This window comes from Streptococcus sp. Marseille-P7376 (assembly GCF_902460385.1).
GTDB lineage: Bacteria > Bacillota > Bacilli > Lactobacillales > Streptococcaceae > Streptococcus > Streptococcus sinensis.
The window spans coordinates 1-22,420 of record NZ_CABPTS010000012.1; the positions used below are offsets into that span (position 1 = coordinate 1).

Sequence of the window (22,420 nt, forward strand, 5' to 3'; positions counted from 1 at the left end):
ATCGATAAGGCTGTCTATGCCGTATTATTGGAACACCTTGTTTCAAAAAATACCAGATGAGGTGTTTTTTTTGCATGCCCTTTTATGGCTCAAAAAGTGTTAAAAATAAGACAGTAACCTCGGAATAACTACTGTCTTATCTCATTTTTCACTTAAAGCCTTGACAGACTTGACAAATGGTAGAAAAAAATACCAGATGAGGTGTTTTTTTTGCATGCCCTTTTATGGCTCAAAAAGTGTTAAAAATAAGACAGTAACCTCGGAATAACTACTGTCTTATCTCATTTTTCACTTAAAGCCTTGATAGACTTGACAAATGGTAGAAAAGAGCCAGTAAAACTAGCCCTCTCTTTTCATCCTAGAACATCTCTAGAGCAATCATGGTAATCATCGTTGCATCATAGTAATTATCCAAAGGTAAATCTTGTGTGAAAATGTATTTATTTTGTTGAAGAAGTTTCAGATAACCTTCTCCCTTATCAGAAGCATAGGTAATCGGCGCCAAGAAACTACCTGCCTGGTATTGATTGAGGGCAGTTCCATTCAAGTCATATCCGGCATAAATGCGTTGCTCTTTCATAAAGAAGTTCATCATCTTTTGAACGATTTTTTGACTTCTTTCATCCTGGCTCTGTGACAAGTGATAAGGCAAACGACAAGCGTTATAAGAATATGCCCCATCGTATTGAGATTCAATTGTGTTAGCATCAACAAGGCGCGCCCCTGACTTCTCAGCCCAGATAAAGTCTGGCAAAAGTCCAGTATCAGAATGAGAACTGATTTGCTCCAGTTGATCAAGCATTTTATCTTTAATATTTAGCCATTGTTTATCTCCAGTTAGATTATAAAATACTTGGAAATAATGAGGTAGTGTATCAGATGTTCTCATCAAATAGTAAAAATTCGTATTTTTTTCTGCCCAATTTCCTACCTTTAGAACACCGGTCTCCTCGTTATAATTAAATCGAAGAATATCAATCAAAATACTTTGGGCTTGACCTTCGTATTCCTGTGCTTTATCTGGCCACTGTTTAGCAGCTTCAATCAAGGAATAGGCAATATAGAGATCCCCATCAGTTGCGTTTTGTTTCTCAACCGTTTCACTACCATTTTTGATCACTTGTTTCCAAGACATCAACTGCGTTCCTTCGATACGATGATTCTGGTAATAGCGATAAAGACTATCAAAATCTGCTTGTGTTGCTTGCCCTTTTTGGGCTGCTAGAACTGTTATGAGCATTCCGTAACTTTGCGCTTCTGATAGAACTGTTGTTTCCTCAGAGTCATTCGTCGTACGGACATAGGACTGATCACCTTTTGTAACAAGGAACTGTTCACTCCACTGGCTGTAAATTCGATTACGCATCTCAATTTTAGTCCTTCCTCTTGCCAAAAACAAGGTTAAACAAAAGATAGAAAGGATGAGCACAAACCAGACATATTGTAATTTATTCGTTTTCATAGAACCTCCTATCCTGCAAATCGTTTAGTTTTAACCCACTTGGTTTCTTTTCGTCGGAGTACTTTATCCAACACGATTGAAGAAATGGAATCAACGGATACAACGATAAACATCTGTGCATAAGAGAAATAGGCTACCAAGGCTAACCAGATTTGCTTCGTAGTAGCTTGTCCAAATTGACTTGCCAATGCAATCATAATCTGCATCAGATACAGACCAATCATGAGAATCCAGTTGAAGAGCATGAACTGGGCAATGTAGATATTATCCGCATCAAAAGCAAATGGAACTCTGACATCTGGGAAGAATAGGTTCAGACAGATTGCTAGCACATTCGCTAGGAAAATCAAATCCGATAGGACAATGGCAAAGTTAAACCAAAAGAAAACACACGAATAGTTAAAAACTTCTAGTTTAACACGCCAGTTTGCTCTGTCAAATAAATGCTTAAAGTTTGATAAAACAACTTCGTAGTTTCCTTTAGCCCAACGTTTTCGTTGCATATAGTAACTCTTTAAAGTCTCAGGTTCTTGTTGGAAGGCCTCTGAGTTATAAGCAAGGGCGATCAATTTCCCACTCTGCATGATTTTGAAGGAAATATCGGTATCCTCAGTCAAGGCACCATTCTTCCAACCACCGATACTCTTTACAAAGTCGGTTTGAATGATAAAGTTGGTTCCTGGAATACGCCCAATTTTAAAGAGATGCCACATCCCAACATGGTGCACCCGTTGAGTAACAACGATTTCTTGGTTGATACAACGAGTCAAGAAATTTTGATTGGCATTTCGGGTCTTGTTCCGACCGAAGGATGCCACGTGGCGTTCTGGGTCTTTCATCACTTCTTTGACCAGGAAATATAAGGCATTTTTTCAGGCATGGCATCTGCATCATAGACACAGATGTATTCACCTGTTGCCATCTGCAAAGCATCGTTTAGAACACCAGCTTTTCCTCCCGTACCAGTACGATCGATAATAGTAAGATTTCTGCCAGCATATTCAGGCATGGCTTGTACAGACAAACACTCTGAATAGGTGTTGTCCGAACAGTTATCCGCAAACAGGAGTAACTCCACACGATCGTGAGGGTAATTCATATCTAAGATAGCTTTTGCCGTTTGCGCAATAACCACATCCTCATTATGGGCAGGTACAACAATGGTAACCTTAGGGTAATAAGGCAGTGGCGATGTATCCACACGAAAATCACTGTGTTTAAACCAAAAGTGTACTGCTGAAAAGAGAATTACCACCCCCCAAGCTAGAGAAATCCAAATAGTAAGCAGAGTAAAAATCATTAACATTTGACTAATCATGATTCACCGCCTTAAAATTTTTATTCACTCGATGGTAAAGAATATTGTATGCAATAAATAATATGATAAAACAAATGCCAAAGGTGAGACTGAGTCCCAAAGCAATGCCAAAAAATATATCGGTTAGAGTCATGTTTCCCTCCTAATATTCTACAATTACATCTGTCTCTAATTGACGCTTGAGATGACTGGCAACATCCGAGTAGTTTTGGTATTTACTTCTATTATCAGAGTTAATCACCAGGTAACCTGTTTGGAATTGAATTCCTTGGTTGCCATCTTCTCCATGAAAAACTAAACTGCTTAGTTTATCCTGCAAACCACTCAAATAGAGTTCTTTCAAAGAATGTTGGCTACTACTAGATAGAACGAGAAAACTACCATCTGAAACATAATAGAGCTTATCGTTGTCACTCAATTTCTGAGAAATTACCTCTTGAATGCGACTGAGCATCTGGTTATATTCTTTAGGTTTAATCTGGAAGAACAAATCTTCATGCGCCCAATGAATCAATAAAGACTGTACCGTCACATTACTTTGTGCAGTTACCATAGCTTGGTAATCAGCTCGAGCTGCGTCTTCTTGTTCTTGTACTTTTGAGGCTACCTTGAAGAAATAGTAACGAACTTTAAGCAGAATCCCAATCAAAAGTGGAAAACTGACTAATAAGAAGACCAGTTGAATGATTGGGATATAAACTATACCTGCAACCAAAGCAATAAGTCCAAGCCCAAATGTTAAGATAAGGGTCCACGTAAGCAAAAGATCAGATAAGACCAATACTGAAAACAAAGCCAAAGCTAAAAACAAAATTTGTTCTAAAATAATCTCTCGAGCAAAGAAAAAAGAAAGCCCTAAAAGAAGCGACTCACACCCCAGAAAAGCAAGGAGCCAATTCCTAAATTTATTCCATTTTTTCATTACGCCTCATCCCCCTCTTTAAATTCAGATACAGATTCAGCCATTCCAAAATAATGTTGTATAGCACGAACGATTCGTTTAGATGCTCTTCCATCTCCATAAGGATTCGGTGCCTGAGACATTTGTCTATAGAGAGTTTCATCTGTTAAGAGTGCTGCCATAGATTTTTTCACACGTACCGGATCCGTACCAACTAGCTTCAAGGTTCCTGCACGAACTCCTTCTGGACGTTCTGTCGTGTCACGAAGGACGAGGACAGGTTTCCCAAGAGAAGGTGCCTCTTCCTGGACACCTCCAGAGTCGGTCATGATAAAATAGCTTCTTGAAGCCAAATTATGAAAATCAAGTACATCTAAAGGTTCAATCAAGTGAATACGATTGTGACCTGCTAAGATATCTTTTGCTGCTTCTTGCACGGCAGGGCTAAGGTGAACAGGATAGACAACTTCAATTTCCTGATGAAGATCGACCATCTCACGTAAAGCTGTAAAGACATTTCTCATTGGTTGACCTTGATTCTCACGACGGTGCATGGTTACCAATACAAGTTTCTTATCTGGATCCAATTGATCTAGAACTTCATGATAGTAATCCGATTGAATGGTTAATTTCAAAGCATCAATGGCTGTATTCCCCGTAATAACAATAGCAGACTCAGGGTGATTTTCCTTGAGGAGATTTTCTTTACTCTCACTAGTTGGAGCAAAATAAAGATCCGCAAGGTTATCTGTCATCTGACGATTCATTTCTTCTGGGAAAGGAGAATACTTATCAAAGGTCCTTAGGCCAGCTTCAACGTGTCCGATACGTACCTGATTATAGAAAGCAACTAAACTTGCTGCAAAAGTTGTTGTTGTGTCTCCATGAACAAGAATTATATCTGGAAGTTCTTGCTTAACAACTGGATCAAACTTTTCTAAAATTTTTCCGGTAATATCTAAGAGGGACTGATTTTGCCCCATAATATCTAAGTCATAATGTGGCTTGATGCTAAACGTTTCGAGAACTTGATCTAGCATTTGACGGTGCTGAGCTGTTACAACTGTGATCGTCTCAATGCTGTCACTGTGTTTTTGCAATTCCAACACTAAAGGAGCCATTTTAATAGCTTCTGGTCGTGTTCCAAAAACAACCATCACTTTCAGTTTTTTCATTATTGTATCCTTCTACTATAATAAAATTTGATACATCAGATTAATCCTTATATCGAATTATTTCGCAAATCAATTAATTCGACTATCTTAACTATTTTACCGTCAATTAATCTATATGTCAATTTTTTTCAAATTATATTATTGCATTTAATTTAAATAAGCCGTAATCTTTTTTCAATGATACAATTTACAACATGTAAACCTCATTCCTTAAGATTTTCTTAAATTTTTTTGAAAAAATATTTTTCAAGTATTCTAAAACTTACCATTATCTAAATATTTATTTTTTTCTTAATGATTCAGATAACTATATTTTATCGTTTCCCAATTTGTAAAATTAAGCTAGACAGAAAAAGCCATCTATGTTAGGCTCAGATAAACTACCACATTTGTCTGAAAGGAACTAACATAAATGACCTATACTCATTTTACCACAAACGAGCTTATAATGATAGAGGCTTACTATCAAGAAAACATAAAAGTTTCAGATATCGCGAACGCACTAGGAAGATCAAAACAGACAATCTACACTGTCATCAACTATCTGAAAGAGGGCCACTCTGCTTATGATTACTATAACCGATATAAAGTCAATAAGAAACGCTGTGGCAGGAATAAAACAAGTCTTACACAATCAGAAAAAGATTTTATTCCAATCTTCTTCATATTTTCTTATTTCGAAATATCGTTTTGCTTTATCGTATTCTGATTCTTTGTAAGGATATTCTTTAGAGATTCTAAATTCTAAATCGTGATTTTGATTGTATCCATACCCCAAGGTTCTTAACTCTTTTATTTCCGAACCTTCCTCCCACAAAAAATATAACAACTCTTCAAAATATGATTTTTTCTTATCAATAACTTCGATAATATTTTACGAAGCAATACTAGAATATTCCTCTTCTAGAATCTCTTTATCAATCGTAAACTGATAAAGATCACTCTCCAAGATGTTATACAGATATTCCATATCTAAATTTATCGGTTTATATTTAAAATACTTCACAAGCGACATAAGTATACTCTCGATTCCCATACGACCATTCATCCAATTGATAACATAGTCTGCTTTCTCGCTTTCATCAGTTTTATTTGAAAGTTCTTCTAATGACTTTTGAAATTCTCTCAAGCTCAATTTTTCTTCTTTCATTTGTTGTTTTTTTTCCTGTACCTCTCTATAATTTTTATCTACATAATAAATTTTAAAAATCAATGATAACATTTTTCCAAAGTCATCATCTCTCAATTTACTCTTTTTCAAAATGTTATCTATGACTTCTTCTGTAGATACCATTCGATTATGATTTAGCTTAAATTTATTATAAATAATCTTCTTTGCTGACCCAATTTCCTCAATGTTTAAAATTACAATAATTTTAAATTTTTTATTCTCAGAAAGATAGTCAATATAACCCAATAAATCATTGTAATCTGAAGGGTTATCTGATTTTGCTGCATCTGAAGGGTTATCTGATTTTGCTGCATATGAGACCCGTTCGAAATCATCAAAAATAATGATAGAATCTCGCTTCATCAAATCCGTTCCAACTGTTTTAAAGAACCATTTAAAAACTCCTCCAACAAGTGGAATAAAGTCCAAATTTCCGAGTATGGATTGTTTTTCTATTTCATTGATCAATATTTTCTCGGCTTGCTCTCTTGTTTTGATCCCAAAGCAGGAAATATAGTAGATTTCTTTCTTTTTGTAAATTTGATTTTCAAAAAACGTCTTTACAAAAAATGTTTTCCCACTCCCCCAAGAACCATCTAGCCAGAAGACATTATGAATAGAGTCTGGACTATTTAAAAATTCCACCAGATGAGTTTGATAAGGATAGTCATCCAAGTCATATTCCGGAAATAGCCCTGGGTCCAGTTTCTTATAACTAACTTTTTTAAAAATTATGTCTAAAAACCAGAACAGTATTGTTGGTATAGTCAGTGCTAACAATAGTATTACACGATTCACATACAAAATCGAAATAATATCTTTTAAAAAATTATAATTAGATATAAATTTATAGATAGGCAAAGCAAAGCGTTTAAATTGTTCGATCTCAAGTGCAAGATACAGTACCCATATACTGGCTATAAATATTTTGTACCATTCAACAATTCTAACATTACTACTCCATGATGGTCTTTTCAATAAATATTTCAATAGTTTGAATTTGAAATTCAGAAGAAAATTAAGAATCCTCGTCATTGTATTTTTCATATATCCCCCTTTTAATCTATATTATCATGATTATACCACAAAATAAGAGTTATAAAGCGGATTCAAGGACAAAGATTGCAATCGCTATACTAAATTTCTTTTCTTATTTTTTGTCTTAGGAAATCTGTCATTTTCCAAAAAACTTTATCTTTAATTTATTAGCTAAAATTTCTAAAATAAAAAAGGGCTCTATAATATTTGTAGTGGGTAAATCCCCTATGGATATTATGGAGCCTATTTTATTGTAGAAAAAAAGTCCCATATAATCTATAATGAAAAGCGACCAAACCATCATTAGAAAGAATCATATGGAACCATTACATTTTATCACAAAATTACTAGACATTAAAGACCCTAATATCCAAATTATAGATGTTGTTAATAGGGATACCCACAAAGAAATCATCGCTAAACTGGACTACGACGCCCCATCTTGCCCTGATTGCGGAAATCAAATGAAGAAATATGACTTTCAAAAATCTTCTAAAATTCCTTACCTTGAAACAACCGGTATTCCTACTAGAATTCTCCTGAAAAAGCGTCGTTTCAAGTGCTATCAGTGCTCAAAAATGATGGTCGCTGAGACTCCCCTCGTCAAGAAAAATCACCAAATCCCTCGTATCATCAACCAAAAAATTGCTCAGAAGCTAATTGAAAAGACGTCTATGACTGATATTGCCCATCAACTTTCCATCTCAACTTCAACTGTCATTCGCAAGCTCAATGACTTTCACTTTGAGCATGATTTTTCTCGTCTACCAAAGATTATGTCTTGGGACGAGTACGCCTTCACTAAGGGAAAGATGAATTTTATTGCACAAGATTTTGATAATCTCAATATCATCACTGTTCTTGAAGGAAGAACACAAGCTATCATTCGAAATCACTTTCTTAAATATGATAGGACAGTCCGATGTCAAGTGAAAATCATTACTATGGATATGTTTAGTCCCTACTATGACTTAGCTAAACAGCTTTTTCCGAATGCAAAAATTGTACTTGATCGCTTTCACATTGTACAACATCTCAGCCGGGCTATGAGTCGTGTGCGTGTTCAAATCATGAATCAATTTGAACTAAAATCCCTTGAATACAAGGCTATCAAGCGTTACTGGAAACTCATTCAACAGGATAGCCGTAAACTGAGTGATAAACGTTTTTATCGCCCTACTTTTCGTATGCACTTAACCAATAAAGAAATCCTAGACAAGCTGTTGAGCTATTCAGAAGACTTGAAACACCACTATAATCTCTATCAGCTCTTGCTTTTTCACTTTCAGAATAAGGAGCCTGACAAATTTTTCGGACTCATTAAGGACAATCTAAAGCAGGTTCATCCTCTTTTTCAGACTGTCTTTAAAACCTTCCTCAAAGATAAAGAGAAGATTATCAACGCCCTGGAATTACCCTATTCTAACGCAAAACTAGAAGCTATTAACAACCTCATCAAAGTTATCAAACGCAACGCTTTCGGATTTCGAAACTTTGACAATTTTAAAAAACGTATTCTCATCGCTTTGAATATCAAAAAAGAGGCTCTATAATTTCTGTAGTGGGTAAATCCACCGCAGGGATTATGGAGCCTGTTTTGTTGTAGAAAAAGAGCCGAAAAAAACAGCCAAACTGACTGTTTCCCCATTCTACTAATTAGAATTTTTTACGTTTACGAGCTGCTTCTGATTTGCGTTTGCGTTTTACAGAAGGTTTTTCATAGAATTCACGTTTGCGTGTTTCTTGAAGAGTACCAGCTTTAGTAACCGCACGTTTGAAACGACGAAGCGCGTCGTCAAGAGATTCATTCTTGCGTACTACTGTTTTTGACATTTTTTTCACTCCCTTCAAGTCCAAAATCTTTTTAATCATACCATACCTTTGATTGATTGTCAAGAACTTTTCTTCTGTAGTATGTGTCTGGATTTCTGAGGTTTCAAAAAAATATATCAAAAACAGGAAATATAAAAATAAGGCTAAACAATTTACTTGCTCAGCCTTGACATCTACTAAAATTTCTGATAGTATTAATCTTACTGATAAACAAGCCCTAATTGTTTATCTTTATGAGAGGTACGTTGCTGCGTGCCTCTTTTTTTATTATAAGAATATTATACACTAATAACTCTTACAAGTCAAGAATTTAAGCTGTTTTTAAGCGTTTTTTCTAATTATTTTCTTACTTTTTTATTAAGAAATCGATCCCGTTCTCTATGCCTATGGCCCTTCCAAGAAGCATCAACCATCAGACCTAGACTACGTGGAACCCGATTCATTTTTTCCTTCACCTTAGCACCGCTCATTCCCTCTGAGCGGTATTTTTCATATTCTTTTCTCCAATTACCAAAAAATAGCTCTCTTATCTGGTTATGAGACAACAAAATGATATGAGACATGGTATCCGCATGTTCAAGAGACCAATACATTCCTCTATTCTTCATTCGGTAACTAATTTTCCGATGCTGGCTCTCCATAATCCCTAAGCTGTCTATTTCTATATTTCTTTGTTTAGGACTTTGAGTGTATTGAAAGTTTAGTAAGATCCTTTTCTTAAAACTTATAAAACTTTCAAACTTCTTTTCGTCCTGAGTATTCAATACTAATGCTTCTAGAGTATCAATGGCACTTCTAAGCATCTTTTTACTGTTGTTTTTGATTGCTTCCAAAAAACGATCATAAAGCTCACTTGAATAAGAATAGACTGACTTTTTTATTTCCATATTCAAATGAAATCGATCCCAAAAATGCTCATGCTTCTTTATTTTCAATCCTTTCGCTATTTCTTGGAAAATATAAGGTGTATAGCCATGCCCCATATCCGAATTTGTCACCAGCAAAGTGTTTTGATTAATTTCATAATGGTTATAAATATAATCAATAACCTTCTCTCTAGCAACTCGATTATTTTGAGATACAATTTCAACCTTATTTTTTAGAATGGTTCTGTTTCCTTGTCGCTCTGAACCTGTGTGAATCACAAAATGCGCTATGTCTTTGTTCCTTCGTTCTTTTTCTTGTTCAGTAACTTTTATCCATAAACCATCGCCTTCAAGATAAATGACTGGTACTTCAATCTTTTTGACCATCAGTTCTTCTTGATAAAATCGATAATTTTCTTTCTCAACTAACAGTTCGTCCGCCAATTGAATTGCCTTTAGCACAGTATCTTTAGTGATATACACTTGATACATCAGCTCAATCACTTCCACAACTTTCCGATAGGGCATCATCGTAGCCAGTCTCGTAATTTTGTAAAGCAACTCTTTTGAGTAAGCAGCTCGCTTTTCTAATCCCAGCTTCTCATCCACTGGAATTCGACACTTCCCTTTTTTATACCAGCGTTTTCTAGAAAATGTGACTTGACCAAAAGTGAAAGTCACTGTTCTTTCAGCATAGTTTACAAATTTATAACCCCTCGCACGCATGATAGGAGACATAAATTTATCATAATCACTTACAAATTTATGGAATCCTTCTAGGTTTTTCTCTTTAAATTTCTCCACAAAATCTCTTTCATCAATAATCTTCGTATCCAAACTAAAAATACTCCTGGACTAAAATAATCATACTAAGAAATTATAATTATTTTAGCCCAAGAGTTCAAATTTTCTATTTCAGAGTAAATAAAAGCCTGGTATAAAACCAGACTCAAGGTGGTTGTTAGGGTTATCACCTCACAACTAGTATAGCATATTTTGCAATAAAAAGAATAATGATTTTTTATATTTGTAATTATATTTATAGTTATAAATATAGACCTTTCTCTTCTTTGAGATGGCTTTTTTGAGGATGTTCTTCTTCTGCCTTTTGCTTAAACTGCTCCAATTTCTCTGACTTTTTTATAAAGTCACCAGCTTTCTCATCATTGATAGCCCCTTCAAATCCTTTATTTTTGAGATAATTCGTATAAAAATGTTGCTCCGATTGAAAATAATCAAATAACGGCTGTCTGTTATCTTGAACCTGAAACGCTTCAAGTGCTGAATAATAAGTTGCCTTATTAAGATCATCTACAATTAGGGGTGTAAGCCCTTCTTTCAAACACTGTTTATACAAAAGTAACCGACCTATTCGACCATTACCATCTGCGAAAGGATGGATTCTTTCAAACTGTGCATGAAAGCTTGTTAAGTAATTCAAATCTTTCTGTTCTTTTAAGTCATAACCAAGCAGCAAAGAAAGCATCTCATCTTCAGTTTGTTCGACAGAAGCTGTCGCAATTTTTCCCACCTCATTTTGTAAAACTTTATAACGACCAACTGGAGCTATCGGGTTATGCTCCGAACTTGTTCCACTTTTTAGAATCCGATGCAGTGTTTTAATATAGTTCTCTGTCAGTGGCTCGTTAACGGTATCTAAGATATAATCAAAGCACTTGAAATGATTATTCATTTCTACCAGATCATCAATTTTGATTCCTTTAGCATCAATATTTGCGATCGTCTTTGTCTCATAAATTAAGCTAGTCTGTTCTTCTGTCAGACGACTCCCTTCGATCCGATTAGAATTATAAGCAAAGCGTTTCTGTGTGATGTCATAAATACCACCATGTACTTTCCCTTCTCTCTCTGCCAAGAGTCTCGTGATTAAATCCATAATTTCTCCTTATTATAAACTCTCCAACCACTTATCAAGATAATCCGAGGCCGACTTTGCACCAGCTGCTTTAGCCACTTTATCCAGTTTCTCTCGATTACTAGGTTTCAAAGTGAATTGAAATTGCTTCTTACGCTCAAACCTTTCAAACTCAACTGCGACTCCATTTGGAGTCTGATCAGGTTGGCTGCTCGCTTCAATGATCTGTGATATTTCTTTTTCCTTAGGGGTAAATGCCATGATAATCTCCTTCTAATTATGTTTATAATTGTAATTGTGTTTATAAATATAATTATATTGTATCATAAATTTTTGAAAAAGTATGCTCGAGCTCGTTAAAAAACTTTTTGTGTTTCTGATAAAGCTTTGGATTTTCTCTCATATCTGCAATAGAGACCTTATCAATCGTGGAATGATTGAATAGTTCTTTTGCTGGTACAATCCCTAAAAGGTTATCCGTCCCCTTTTCTTTTGCTTCCAATCCCAGAGCCTCCAGCAGATCCCAGGAGGATCCATAGTTTGGTCGGATCATATTGGCCAGGAAATAAAGTTCGGCTGTGATATAAGATTCCCTAGTCCGATAGTCAATAACATCCTTTCGGAAAGCTTCTAGTCGAGTAGATAGATTGAACTTAGCATTATAGCCAAATTCAGAAGGAGTCAGTGGACTAATGATAGCATGGCTAACCGCAACCGCATTTTTGGTAGCTGTCGCAAAATCTGGCCTACAGTCGATCAATATATAGTCAAACTGATCCAGCTGCTTCTTATCGTAGTTATCTTCTAACCAGAGATAAAGTAACATATTTTTCTTGTCGCTATTCTCCAGATCTCGTTCCACCGTGTCCAGCTGAACTGATCCTGGAATCAGACTGATATTTTCCTTGACTTGCTTAATATCCACATCACCGCCTTTGAAAGCATTAGCAATCGTATTCTTGCTCTCGTAAATATTATAGCACTGGGTCAAATTACACTGATGGTCCAAGTCTATCAGAAGAACCTTATGCCCTTTCTTAGCCAGCCATTCCCCATAATTAAATGTCAAAGTTGTTTTTTTCCAACACCGCCTTTTATAGCAGCAAAAGTAATAATTTTCATGATGAATCTCCTTAATTCTCTTGATTACGTTCTTTTTTGTAAATATTCAAGCACTACAAGTCTTATTGTTCGGCAGGCCTGTTCTCCAATCATACCCCCTCTTAGCCAACATTCTCCTAGCAGCCTGTACTGACCGATTATCTGGATGCCCTTGAGCTGTTTCCAAAGATTTCTCTATATTAGTCGGTGGTCTAAATTTACCACTTTCTACCAAAGCATTATATTCTTTAATAGCTTCATTTCTTTGTTCATGGTACTCATCAATGATTCTTCTGGCATCTTTTGAAAATTTTTCTCTTTGCTTTCCACTCAAAAAATGTCTATTACCTCGCCACTTGTCATCTAGATAATCACTAATTGGGAAGCTTAATCCTTTCAAACCGAGAAATTTTTCTAGCGACATTACTTGAATTTCTTTATTTATCATATTCTGTCTCCTTTGTCTATATCTCTATTATATCATTATAATTATATTTGTCAATATAATTATAATGATATTTATAAATATTTTACAATAAGGTTTCTCTCTCCTTGCGTTGCTCTACATTCTTTTCAATATCCTGATGGAGCTTGTAATCTTTTGTGATAGATTCTACTCTTTGATGCAATGCCTGGCGCTCGAAGGTTGCCTCTTTGACAAGTTTATCAATTTCTGCTTTGCGAGTGCTAGGATCCACTTTAAAGTCTTTTAAAATAGATTCAGCCAGTCTTGCTTCCTGGGGTTCTCTTGACTCTAGGGCAAGGAAGGCTGACTGAATTTTATTTAGATCACCCAAACGTCGATCTAATTTATCAAGCATCTTATCGACCTCCTCTAGCTCTTCTTCAAAACGATTTAGCAAGTCATCAAATTGTTGTCCTTCGGTTACACCATGAGCGGATAAATAGTTATACTCACGTACGAGTTGATCTAGAGTTGAAATTTTAGGATTCTTCCGGACAATCATTTCCCCATTATCGTAAGACAACTGGGAAGCAACTGTTTCTCCTTTCATGTATCTATTCTTATCCGCATGTTCCGGATTAACGAAATAATAGAAATCATTCTTCCGGATAAAAATTTCATAAGAACCATCTTCCACTTTCTCGACCTGATGAGCAGGAATGAGAATAGTTCCCTTATTCCTGAGCCCAAATTCCATTTCAATATAAATGCCATTCTTGGTTTCTTCCATCACCTGCCATTCTTCAACTGTGATTTTCATTTCAAAATCATCGTCTCGCTCTGCGACCATTTTTTCATATTCAGATTTAATTTCATCGACAGAGAAGGTCACCTCGTTAGCAACAACTCTCTCAGAAATTTTCTCCAAAGAATAATTTCCCTTTTTTGACAAAGTACGATCACGGACATTTCTAGTTTGGTCCCGATCAGCCAACCGGTATTTTACTTCTTTGCCTGTCGTATCAAGAATAAGATCTAAAGCCTGGGCTTTGAGTTTAAAATCCTCAAGAGAAGTTGATTGTTGCAAAAGAAAATCCAATCGAGATTTAATCTCATAACGAAAAGAATTTTTCTTTCGATAAGCATGATAGGATTTTCGATTAGTCCACAATCGCTCTTTTAAAATTTTAGCTCCAGCAAGATCTGCATACTTGTTTGAAATATTGAATAGGCTTCTAGCAGTATTTTTCTGCCAGCGAAATTTGTTTAGCGTAACCGAGTTTGTAGAATTGAAAATGATGTGATTATGAATATGCCCTTTGTCCATGTGGGTCGCAATGACAAATTCATGTTGACCGCCGGTCAATTCTAAAATCGTTTTGCGGCCAATCTCATGAATTTCTTGCGGACTCAAATCATCTTCTGGAGAAAATGATTGGATGATATGATGAGCCAAAACTCGATTCGGATTTTGAATGTCCGATAATTCTTTTGTTCCTCTTCGCTGAGCCGCATTCTTTTTTGTCAAAAGAAATTCTTCCGTCGCTGTACTGGCATCTGTGATACCATAAGTAGAAACAAGCTGCTTAACCACCCGGCCATCTTTGACCACTGCTGGAAATTCTAGTTGTTTATCTTTCTCTAGTAAACTTGTTTTTGAGGGATTCTCAATATAGCGTAAAGCGTTGGTCAAACTTTTTATATCGGTCAGCTCGACTGTTTTTGCTTCGTCCTCGATATATTTTGTAGAGCGCCCCAAAGAAGCCACTCCTTTTATCTGCAGAACTTTTGTTACAACCATCTGTCTTGTTCCTTTGTTTGATTTTCTTGTTTTTGAATAAATTGATTGACTGTCTCTTTCAAATCTTTTTGCAACTCAAGAATCTGACTCAACTCATTTAGACTAACCTGGTCATCTTCATTGACCTTTTTTGCAATTTGATTGACATTGACTCCAATCCGATTTATTTCCTTACGTAGCTTTCTTAATTCTTCAAAATTTAAGATTTTGACCTCGCCCATAATCAACATAATTCGGGCAAAGGCATTAAAATTCGTCATTCCAGATTCTAAAACTTTGGTCGAAATGAACCGAGCCTCTTCTTCTGTCAATCGAATTTTTTTCTGGATCATCCGTTTTCGTTTCTCTTCACTTTTCAAAAATAGCCACCTCCATTCTGGCATTTTTCGCTTGAGGCCCTCAGGGCCCTTTTCTTCTGGCAAGATTAGCACTTGGGTACCCAAATGCTGTTTTTAAAAAGGTCAGAGATGGTCAGCTTCTAAAACTGACCATTCTTGACTTTTTAAACTTTTGGGGAAATCCCCAATCCCCTAATCCCTGCAAGCAGGAATTTTTATATCACGAGGGAAAGCTCATTTAATCATTTTAAAGTTTGAAGCAGAAAAGCTATATCATTTGCTGGCTCCATTTTAAGAATTTCATCCCTTAGTTTCTCGAATACTTCATCACTCATACCCTCAATTTCTTGAAGTGCAACTGGATAACTTTCTGCTTCTTCTAGTTCATAGTTTGATTTGATCCGCATATCTCTACGAAGAATGTAGAGACATTCTTTGCGAGAAATGTGCTGGTTCACCTCATCAATTTTTGGTGAATCTGTCTCGCTATTCTCAAAGAATATATCCATCAAAATATCAAAAGTTTCTTGTTTTAGATGTTCAATCATCTTCCGTTTCTCCTTTTTTGTTTTTCTTCCGACGAATCAGCGCCTCCATTAGTGAGGGCTGCTCAGGGACTTTTTTTCCTCCACCTGCTTTACAGCCTCGGCCTTTTGATTACTCAGCTTCTCAGATTGTTCTTTTGCCTGCTGGAGCTTATCTGCAAATTTATCTTTTACAACTGTTTTATTTTTCACCAATTCCAGCTTAGCATCCATCCGATCAATCAAACTTTTTGCTTCCTTTTGGACAACCTGCAGTTGCTCTACCATATCTTCAAATCCATTTTTATCTTTCGCCCAAATGGCCAAATAGCCAAAACTATAGCTACTCGTATCGAAACCAAAATGACTAGCTACAACATAGGCGACACTCTCCGCTTGCAATTCTTGCTTGCGGTATTGGTCATCTCCATATTGTGCATTGGATCCTTTGTGTAAATCGGCATGAGCCATTTCATGAAAAATTGTTTTTAGGATATGTTCTTCACCTTTTAATTCTTTTGAAATAACAATTCGATTTTCACTTGGAGAGTAATAACCACTAGTGTTCTCTCTTTTAATTTCTTCAAAACTGATGGGAACCTGATTGTCCGTTGAAACAGCTTTAGCTGCTCGATACAGATCTTCATAATCTTTGACACTTCCGGTCAATTCATGAACGGCTTTGGGCAATTCTCTTCCTTCTGTTTGGGAAACATCAAAGACATTTCCTAGCTTAAAGCGAGTAACAGTGATCTCCTTCTGATCCATTTCTTTTTCAGGTTGACCAAAGGTTAGCTCCTTTTGCTTGTCAGGAATTGTTGTCTTCACCTGGTAAGGAACCCAAATTTTCAGAGCTTTAGCTCCCTTTTTGACGGTTCTTTCAAAATCAGTTTTCCATTTATTGAAACTAGCAACTTGAGTCACATTTGGATTTTGCATCTTCAGCAAATGGATATTATTTAGTGAGTAATTGTGAAACTTGCTCATCGTATCTAAGAAAGATTTAAACTGATCTGAATCCAGATAGTTCTTCATTCCTTCTTTCAAGTGTTCAGCTAGAGCCTTTGTATCTTTATCCGCAACCATCTGAGAGATGCTTCGTTCCGAATTTTTAGTGGCGACAGCTTCTGTGATAATAGCTCCAGCTGCTACCTCAGCATCTATTCGCCTTTCTCGCTCTTCTTGCTTTTTATGAAGATTAGAAGCAGCATTATAAGGATCTGTCCCCTGCAGCATCTCATCAGAATTTGAAATGCCATCTCCGTCCAAGTCTCGATCCATCTCATCTTTTCGATTGTGCTGGCGAATTTTTTCGTCAGAGCTTGGAAGAGTTCGTTCAGGGTTATCTTGAATCATTTCCTCTTTAGAATTTGTTTCTTCAAATTCTCGTCTTTGTAAATTTTCCATCATTTCCTTGCCGCCATCAGCAATCAACGCTTCATTGATTGATAGCTGCTCTATTTGCCCCTCCCGTTCTCGGTAAACACCAAGAATAGGGATTCTGTCCACTGTCTCCAGTTCTTTGACCAGTTTTGTCCTGGACTGAAAGACTGACACTGGGATATAATGATCCTCTTCCAGCTCTTTAAACAGCAAAATAATATCTTTATCATCAGACTTGATGAGGCTGTCAAAACGGCCATTATAACGCCGAAGATCAGTTAAATCATCAAAATAGAAGGATGTGCTTTCTGTTGCGACTGAAAGATCTGATAACACTTTGAGCTTGTCAAAAGCTGCATCATTGTTGGCCAAAAGAATATTATCAAAGCGTCCGTTTCCTTCTGCAAAGTCATGCAAGGTTTTTTCAGGTGTCTGGCCAGCTGCAAGTGGTTTGATCCCCGTCAAGTGCATGAAGTGTTTTTCTTCAAAATTTACTTGGACAGTCTTATCAGGAGTGACATAATAAATTTTAGAATTGGCCAATTCATCCAAGTAATACCGTGCTGCATTCTGTATAGTTTGACTACGAATTGGACGATTCAATTTAGCTAATTCATGCGAGGAAATCGAATGATAGTGGCCATCGTTACTTGACTGAAACTCTTCATTTATGCTAAAATATAATAAATGAGAGGATAACGTAGGGCGACTGGTAACAGAGCGTTCAAAGGTACCAACTTCTGGTACGGGTGTGGGACTGCCTTCAGCTTTGGGCTGTAAAGACCCCTGACTACCATTGGTCCTCTCATTTTTTTGATACTCTGAATTCACATTTTGCTCTTGAGACTTCCCAAGAGCTTTTTCTGTGCTCTTATTTTCTTCCAGTGCTCTACTAGAATATCCAAGAGGATTGGAAGGTTTTTCAAAGGTCACTGTTTTATCTGAATCAATAACCATCTGTTTTTTAGGCTCTACTGAAAAGCTGATGTTGTTCCAGTTCTGCTTCAGCCATTCCGCATCTTCTGGAGATAGATTGCTAGTATCTGGAGTCAAGGCTGATTTATGAGTCTCATCCTCACTTTTCTTCTGATTGGACAGCAACTTGTTTACTATCTCTTTTTCTTCATCCGTATTAGGGCGATATTTAGGAGATGGTTCAAATCTCCCTTCCTCCGTCAATTCTAAAGCAACTCGACGTAGCCCTTTTACGAAGTAGATATTTGGCTGCTTAGCCCACTGCTTGACCTCTCCAGAATCAATTAGAGCCTGTGTTTCCGGTTGAATCACTAGTCCATCAACTTTATCTTGAATAGCTTCTAGGCGTTCTGATTTATACTCAGCCCTAGCTTCGTGTACTTCCGACATACTATTTCCCCTTTCTTTCTCTTGATCGATAATCCTTGTATATTCCTGATGGACTTCTTCCTTTGTCAGTTGCTTAGCTGAGACAAAGGCTTTTACATCATCTTCAGTTAGCTCTTGCACTTTTGCGAGAGCTACTTCTTTTGAAAAATAGCCCTGGTAATGCCAGGACTCTTCGTCTGCGCTGTAAACATGCACCAGCTCATTAGGAGCCTCATTCCCTCGCTTCAGAAAATCATTCCAATCTTCCTTTTCCTGGTCAATCTGGATAATAGGTGGAATGGCAATCTGTACCGGAATGCCCTTTTCTTGTAAGCGAGTAATAAAATTCTGCCCTGCGGCATCATTATCTACAGCCAGTGTAATCATATCCTGATGCTGGCCGTCTTTGAAATAATCTGTTGTGTTGACGACAGTTTCTAGAGCTTTTCCAGTATTCTGATCTATTTGATAGGATTTACCGTTCATCTCTGCATACAATTCCATAAAACGTCGGCTAATGATGCCCTCTTTGACCCCATCCATAGCTACTAAGCGTACATCCTGAAGAGTAGCCTTATGAAGCTCATAGTAGCTCATTAGATCAATTGGAGCTTCCGCAAAGACTAAGCGCTTTGGCTTTCCAATATCAATTGAAAAGCCAAGTTGCCCGTCTGAGTTTCTCATAATTTGTTTCAGACGGCCACGTTCTGGATAGTGCACCCGGTTTTCGACCACTCCCTGAAGGCTTGCTCCAGCTAAAAAGCCTGTGTTGTCCTTATACTTAAAGACTATCACAGGCTCAAAATAATCTCCTTTTTTTCGAGTGGCTTCCGCCATGCTTCCCTGACTCAAAAAGAAATTTATCGTATCATCTGAAAGGCCTCTCTGAGTCCTCAGATAGCTTCTAGAAGCATTGAAGTCCGAATGCTCATATCTTTCCAAGCTATAGTGAAAGGGCTCTTTTACGGCTGTCTGCACCACTAAATCTACTTCCCTAAATTCTCCAGTTTCCAAGAAGTGCATTGCTTCTTTGTAAGAAACTTCTCGTATGGTTTGAACTAATTGAATCACATCTCCAAATTCAGTTCTGGAATTCCAGTAAAAACCATTTTCCCTTGCATCGATTACAAACGAATCATGCTCTGTCCACGTATAGCTATATGCTCCCGTGCGCTTTAGCTCCATTCCCAACTGTTCCGCAACAGAAAGGATAGATAGATTTTTAGCTGCTTCTTTGGTTAATGCCATCTGCCGCCTCCTTTATAATGAAAGTCCAGACACTTCTTTTTCTGCTGCAAATTCTTGAGTCTGGTTAAGCTGTTTCTCAACTTCCTCTGCTTCTACAAATCGCTCTAAATCAGGAATAAGGTGCTGGACTTGTTTGAGTTTATCCTGAAGTAACAAGTTATCATCAATATGATAGACCGCTTCCTGGTGGCCGTTGAAGCCATTCTCCAGATCAATATCCTCAAATCGGATAACAGCTAATTCTGTCAAACTTCCCTTATACCAAGCCCCGATTTCATTTTCAAGATAGAACTGAACCGATTCTCGATCTTCAGCCTTTGTATCCCGCAAATAGGCCAGATCCCAGCTTTCACCTTGTAAATAGCCATTTACCTTTTGAATGATTAATTCCTGATTCTTAGCACCTAAAATCTGGTTAATATCATCTAATCGAGGCTCTAGAATATCCCGAGCCAGAGATACAGCTTCTGACCGATAGTCGAATAATTCATATCGTTCCCTATCTTCTACATAGTTCATAACAAAATCTGAGTAGCTAGGGAAATGTTCCTGAAAAAGAGGTGACGTCGATCCATAAACATAGGCTTGATTCAACGTTTCAAACTGTGCGATGTGGTAAAAAGATGAATCGAGTTGGGCTTCCTGATTCAACATTTCCTTAATACCTTCTGAAAATTGTATCGGATCAGAGTCTGGCCAAGTTCGTTTAGAATAGTTGATCACTTCTTCATATAGAATGGTGTCAATATCCGGATTATTCATTTCAAACAAAGCCTCCACAATCTGGCCGTATTCCGGAAGGGCAGAGCGATAATCAGTAATCAAACCGTCCTTGCGAACCTCCCATTCTTCAACCTGAGCATTTTCAGGAGTCCGTAGTAATAATGCCTCCTCAGCATCCAGGTCAAGACCAATAACCTGATCACCATTTGGCAGCCGGTCTGTTTCCAATTCCTGAATCTTGGCATCCAGCCTATCATGCACCTGCACCAGATCTTGTTTCAAGTGAAACAGCTCTTCCGCATTAGCTTTTAACTCCTCAAAATATTCTCTGGAGATCTCTACTGGTCGAACCAATAAATCCTTCTCCCGTTGCTCTCTAGGGTAGGAAAATAAGTAGGGAGCAACTTCTTTGAAGTCCTGGTAATTCATCCGTTTTATGGATTCAGTAACAAGCATATTCTGGACATCGATGACATCTGTATGAGGAGTAATCCAGCCAGATAAAGCCAACTCTTTTACTGCTTCAGATAGTGGATAAGAGGGAATATGTTCTAAAATCCCTTCGAAATAACCGACCCCTAATGCTGTCTCTTCCTCAACTTTACGCTTCATCCGTTTGAATTGTTTTTGTGGCAATGTATTCATTATTTTTCCTTTCATTTTTGAAGTAATATGTTTTAATGTTATAATAATTGGTAGATAAACTCTTAAAGAGATAATTTAATATTAGAAACAAGAGGTAAGATATGTCATATACATACCCCGAAGCATACAGCATTGAATTAGGATACAATATTGAACCAATGGATGCTTACAATTTATCTTTAGCTAAAATATTGAAAAACAAGCATAATTTCCAATGTGACAAAAATTGCCCATTTGGACTTACACTAATAAACTTTGGTAAGTCTCCTTATACAAAGGAGCCACATTTCCGAACCAGTAACTTTGACCAAGTACATTCAGTCAACTGCCCCGTAGTACAAAATCGATATGAGAAACGGGCTCAAGAAACAACGATAGAAGAAAGTTATACATTTGAACGGGACAAAAATGCAGTTAAAGTAGATATTAATTTGGTTACAGCTACATTTACAGAAATAACTAATTCATTAAGAACAGAAGAGCAAGTCTCAACTGAAATAAGATCTAAAAAATCTACTACTTCTAATCACATAGCGAAAAAGACCTTCAATAGTCATGTAAAATCTCTAAGTCGTCTGGTTCAACTTTATAAAGAGTTTAAATCTGGAGAAAAATATACCTTTTTGGATTCTTCAGGAAACAAATTAAATCTTGACTTGTACTTTCAAAATTTAGATAATAACTCACTCATCAACGAGCATGAAACAAAAGTTTACTATTCAAAAGCTACGGTTCGATACATCAAAGCTGCTCAAGAAAAAGATTCTTATTTTTTAATTAGAATCAAACAAAAATGTCAAATCGACAACTTAAGAATATCTCCAACATTCATAATTAATGAGAGCCTAGCTAATCAACAAGGAGTCAAACAAAGACTAGAAACTTTAAGAAAGGCTGCCAAAAAATCAAAAGAACTCACTATTTATTATCTGGGGCCATTTAAAAAATACAAAAACAGTTATATAAATGCTTCCATTCCGCATGAAAAAATACTAAGACACATTGTGCTCTCTAGTTCTTAGTTTCTATATATCCAAGTTCATCTGTAGAAAAACCAATAATCTTATAGAAGCCTATGGCTCCAAAAGTTTCTAATAAATGAGTTTCCGCTACCCTTTTAGCTGTATTAAAATCATGAAAAAAACCTGCATGAGCAAAATTTTCATGCCAGGTTATTTTTTCACCTTCCTGATGCAACCACACATACTGATCCCAATTTATAGCAATTAAAACGCAATAAGAGTCATAAAATTCCATTAGATTTCCT

Annotated in this window: 17 protein-coding genes and 2 pseudogenes; 2 read left to right on the plus strand and 17 right to left on the minus strand. The window is 36.6% G+C overall.

The window, feature by feature from the left end; genetic code table 11:
- Positions 1-358 precede the first annotated feature (358 nt).
- The 5 genes and pseudogenes from FZ952_RS07030 to FZ952_RS07055 all read right to left on the minus strand — a co-directional run bounded on the left by FZ952_RS07030 (position 359) and on the right by FZ952_RS07055 (position 7,074).
- Positions 359-1,462, minus strand: a complete 1,104-nt coding sequence (locus FZ952_RS07030) for a glycosyl hydrolase family 8 (RefSeq protein WP_148881127.1) — start codon at positions 1,460-1,462, stop codon at positions 359-361.
- A gap of 8 nt (positions 1,463-1,470) precedes the next feature.
- Positions 1,471-2,780, minus strand: a pseudogene (locus tag FZ952_RS07035) (glycosyltransferase family 2 protein).
- Between the two features lie 142 nt (positions 2,781-2,922).
- A complete protein-coding gene (locus FZ952_RS07040) occupies positions 2,923-3,702 on the minus strand; it encodes a hypothetical protein (protein WP_037614750.1) in 780 nt (259 codons plus the stop codon).
- A complete protein-coding gene (gene wecB, locus FZ952_RS07045; RefSeq protein ID WP_148881128.1) occupies positions 3,702-4,856 on the minus strand; it encodes a non-hydrolyzing UDP-N-acetylglucosamine 2-epimerase in 1,155 nt (384 codons plus the stop codon). Before wecB ends, FZ952_RS07040 begins: the two co-directional genes overlap by 1 nt.
- Before the next feature lie 874 nt (positions 4,857-5,730).
- Positions 5,731-7,074, minus strand: coding sequence for a P-loop NTPase fold protein (locus FZ952_RS07055; RefSeq protein ID WP_262366342.1), 1,344 nt, complete (start codon positions 7,072-7,074; stop codon positions 5,731-5,733).
- Between the two features lie 308 nt (positions 7,075-7,382).
- On the opposite strand from FZ952_RS07055, the gene FZ952_RS07060 reads away from it, so the two are divergent.
- Positions 7,383-8,618 carry an ISL3 family transposase gene (locus FZ952_RS07060; protein WP_187423889.1) on the plus strand — a complete coding sequence of 412 codons (1,236 nt, stop codon included), beginning with the start codon at positions 7,383-7,385 and terminating at the stop codon, positions 8,616-8,618.
- Positions 8,619-8,721: 103 nt separating this feature from the next.
- Here the strand turns inward: FZ952_RS07060 and rpsU are convergent, their stop codons facing one another.
- The 11 genes and pseudogenes from rpsU to FZ952_RS07115 form a co-directional block, all read right to left on the minus strand.
- Entirely contained in the window at positions 8,722-8,898 is a 177-nt protein-coding gene (gene rpsU / locus FZ952_RS07065; protein ID WP_000048054.1) for a 30S ribosomal protein S21, read from the minus strand.
- A 338-nt stretch (positions 8,899-9,236) separates the two neighbouring features.
- Positions 9,237-10,601: an ISLre2 family transposase gene (locus tag FZ952_RS07070; RefSeq protein ID WP_148881130.1), complete on the minus strand. Its 1,365-nt coding sequence runs from the start codon at positions 10,599-10,601 to the stop codon at positions 9,237-9,239.
- Between the two features lie 208 nt (positions 10,602-10,809).
- On the minus strand, positions 10,810-11,661 hold the full coding sequence (locus FZ952_RS07075) for a Fic family protein (protein WP_148881131.1): 852 nt from the start codon (positions 11,659-11,661) through the stop codon (positions 10,810-10,812).
- Positions 11,662-11,673: 12 nt separating this feature from the next.
- A complete protein-coding gene (locus FZ952_RS07080) occupies positions 11,674-11,901 on the minus strand; it encodes a hypothetical protein (RefSeq protein WP_037616652.1) in 228 nt (75 codons plus the stop codon).
- 52 nt (positions 11,902-11,953) lie between these two features.
- Positions 11,954-12,762: pseudogene (locus FZ952_RS07085) on the minus strand (ParA family protein).
- 46 nt (positions 12,763-12,808) lie between these two features.
- Positions 12,809-13,189, minus strand: coding sequence for a hypothetical protein (locus FZ952_RS07090; protein ID WP_148881132.1), 381 nt, complete (start codon positions 13,187-13,189; stop codon positions 12,809-12,811).
- Between the two features lie 82 nt (positions 13,190-13,271).
- Complete coding sequence (locus FZ952_RS07095) at positions 13,272-14,948, minus strand: helical hairpin domain-containing protein (protein WP_148881133.1); 1,677 nt, start codon at positions 14,946-14,948, stop codon at positions 13,272-13,274.
- A complete protein-coding gene (locus FZ952_RS07100; protein ID WP_148881134.1) occupies positions 14,939-15,307 on the minus strand; it encodes a plasmid mobilization protein in 369 nt (122 codons plus the stop codon). The genes FZ952_RS07095 and FZ952_RS07100 overlap by 10 nt, the downstream gene beginning before the upstream one ends.
- A gap of 221 nt (positions 15,308-15,528) precedes the next feature.
- Positions 15,529-15,834 (minus strand): hypothetical protein, encoded by a 306-nt coding sequence (locus tag FZ952_RS07105; protein ID WP_148881135.1) that lies wholly within the window; start codon positions 15,832-15,834, stop codon positions 15,529-15,531.
- Between the two features lie 48 nt (positions 15,835-15,882).
- Positions 15,883-19,785 carry a PBECR4 domain-containing protein gene (locus tag FZ952_RS07110; protein ID WP_148881136.1) on the minus strand — a complete coding sequence of 1,301 codons (3,903 nt, stop codon included), beginning with the start codon at positions 19,783-19,785 and terminating at the stop codon, positions 15,883-15,885.
- A 12-nt stretch (positions 19,786-19,797) separates the two neighbouring features.
- A complete protein-coding gene (locus tag FZ952_RS07115; protein ID WP_148881137.1) occupies positions 19,798-21,153 on the minus strand; it encodes a hypothetical protein in 1,356 nt (451 codons plus the stop codon).
- 101 nt (positions 21,154-21,254) lie between these two features.
- On the opposite strand from FZ952_RS07115, the gene FZ952_RS07120 reads away from it, so the two are divergent.
- Positions 21,255-22,175 carry a hypothetical protein gene (locus FZ952_RS07120; protein WP_148881138.1) on the plus strand — a complete coding sequence of 307 codons (921 nt, stop codon included), beginning with the start codon at positions 21,255-21,257 and terminating at the stop codon, positions 22,173-22,175.
- Here FZ952_RS07120 and FZ952_RS07125 read toward each other — a convergent pair.
- Positions 22,165-22,410 (minus strand): hypothetical protein, encoded by a 246-nt coding sequence (locus tag FZ952_RS07125; protein ID WP_148881139.1) that lies wholly within the window; start codon positions 22,408-22,410, stop codon positions 22,165-22,167. The genes FZ952_RS07120 and FZ952_RS07125 overlap by 11 nt on opposite strands.
- Between the last annotated feature and the right edge of the window lie 10 nt (positions 22,411-22,420).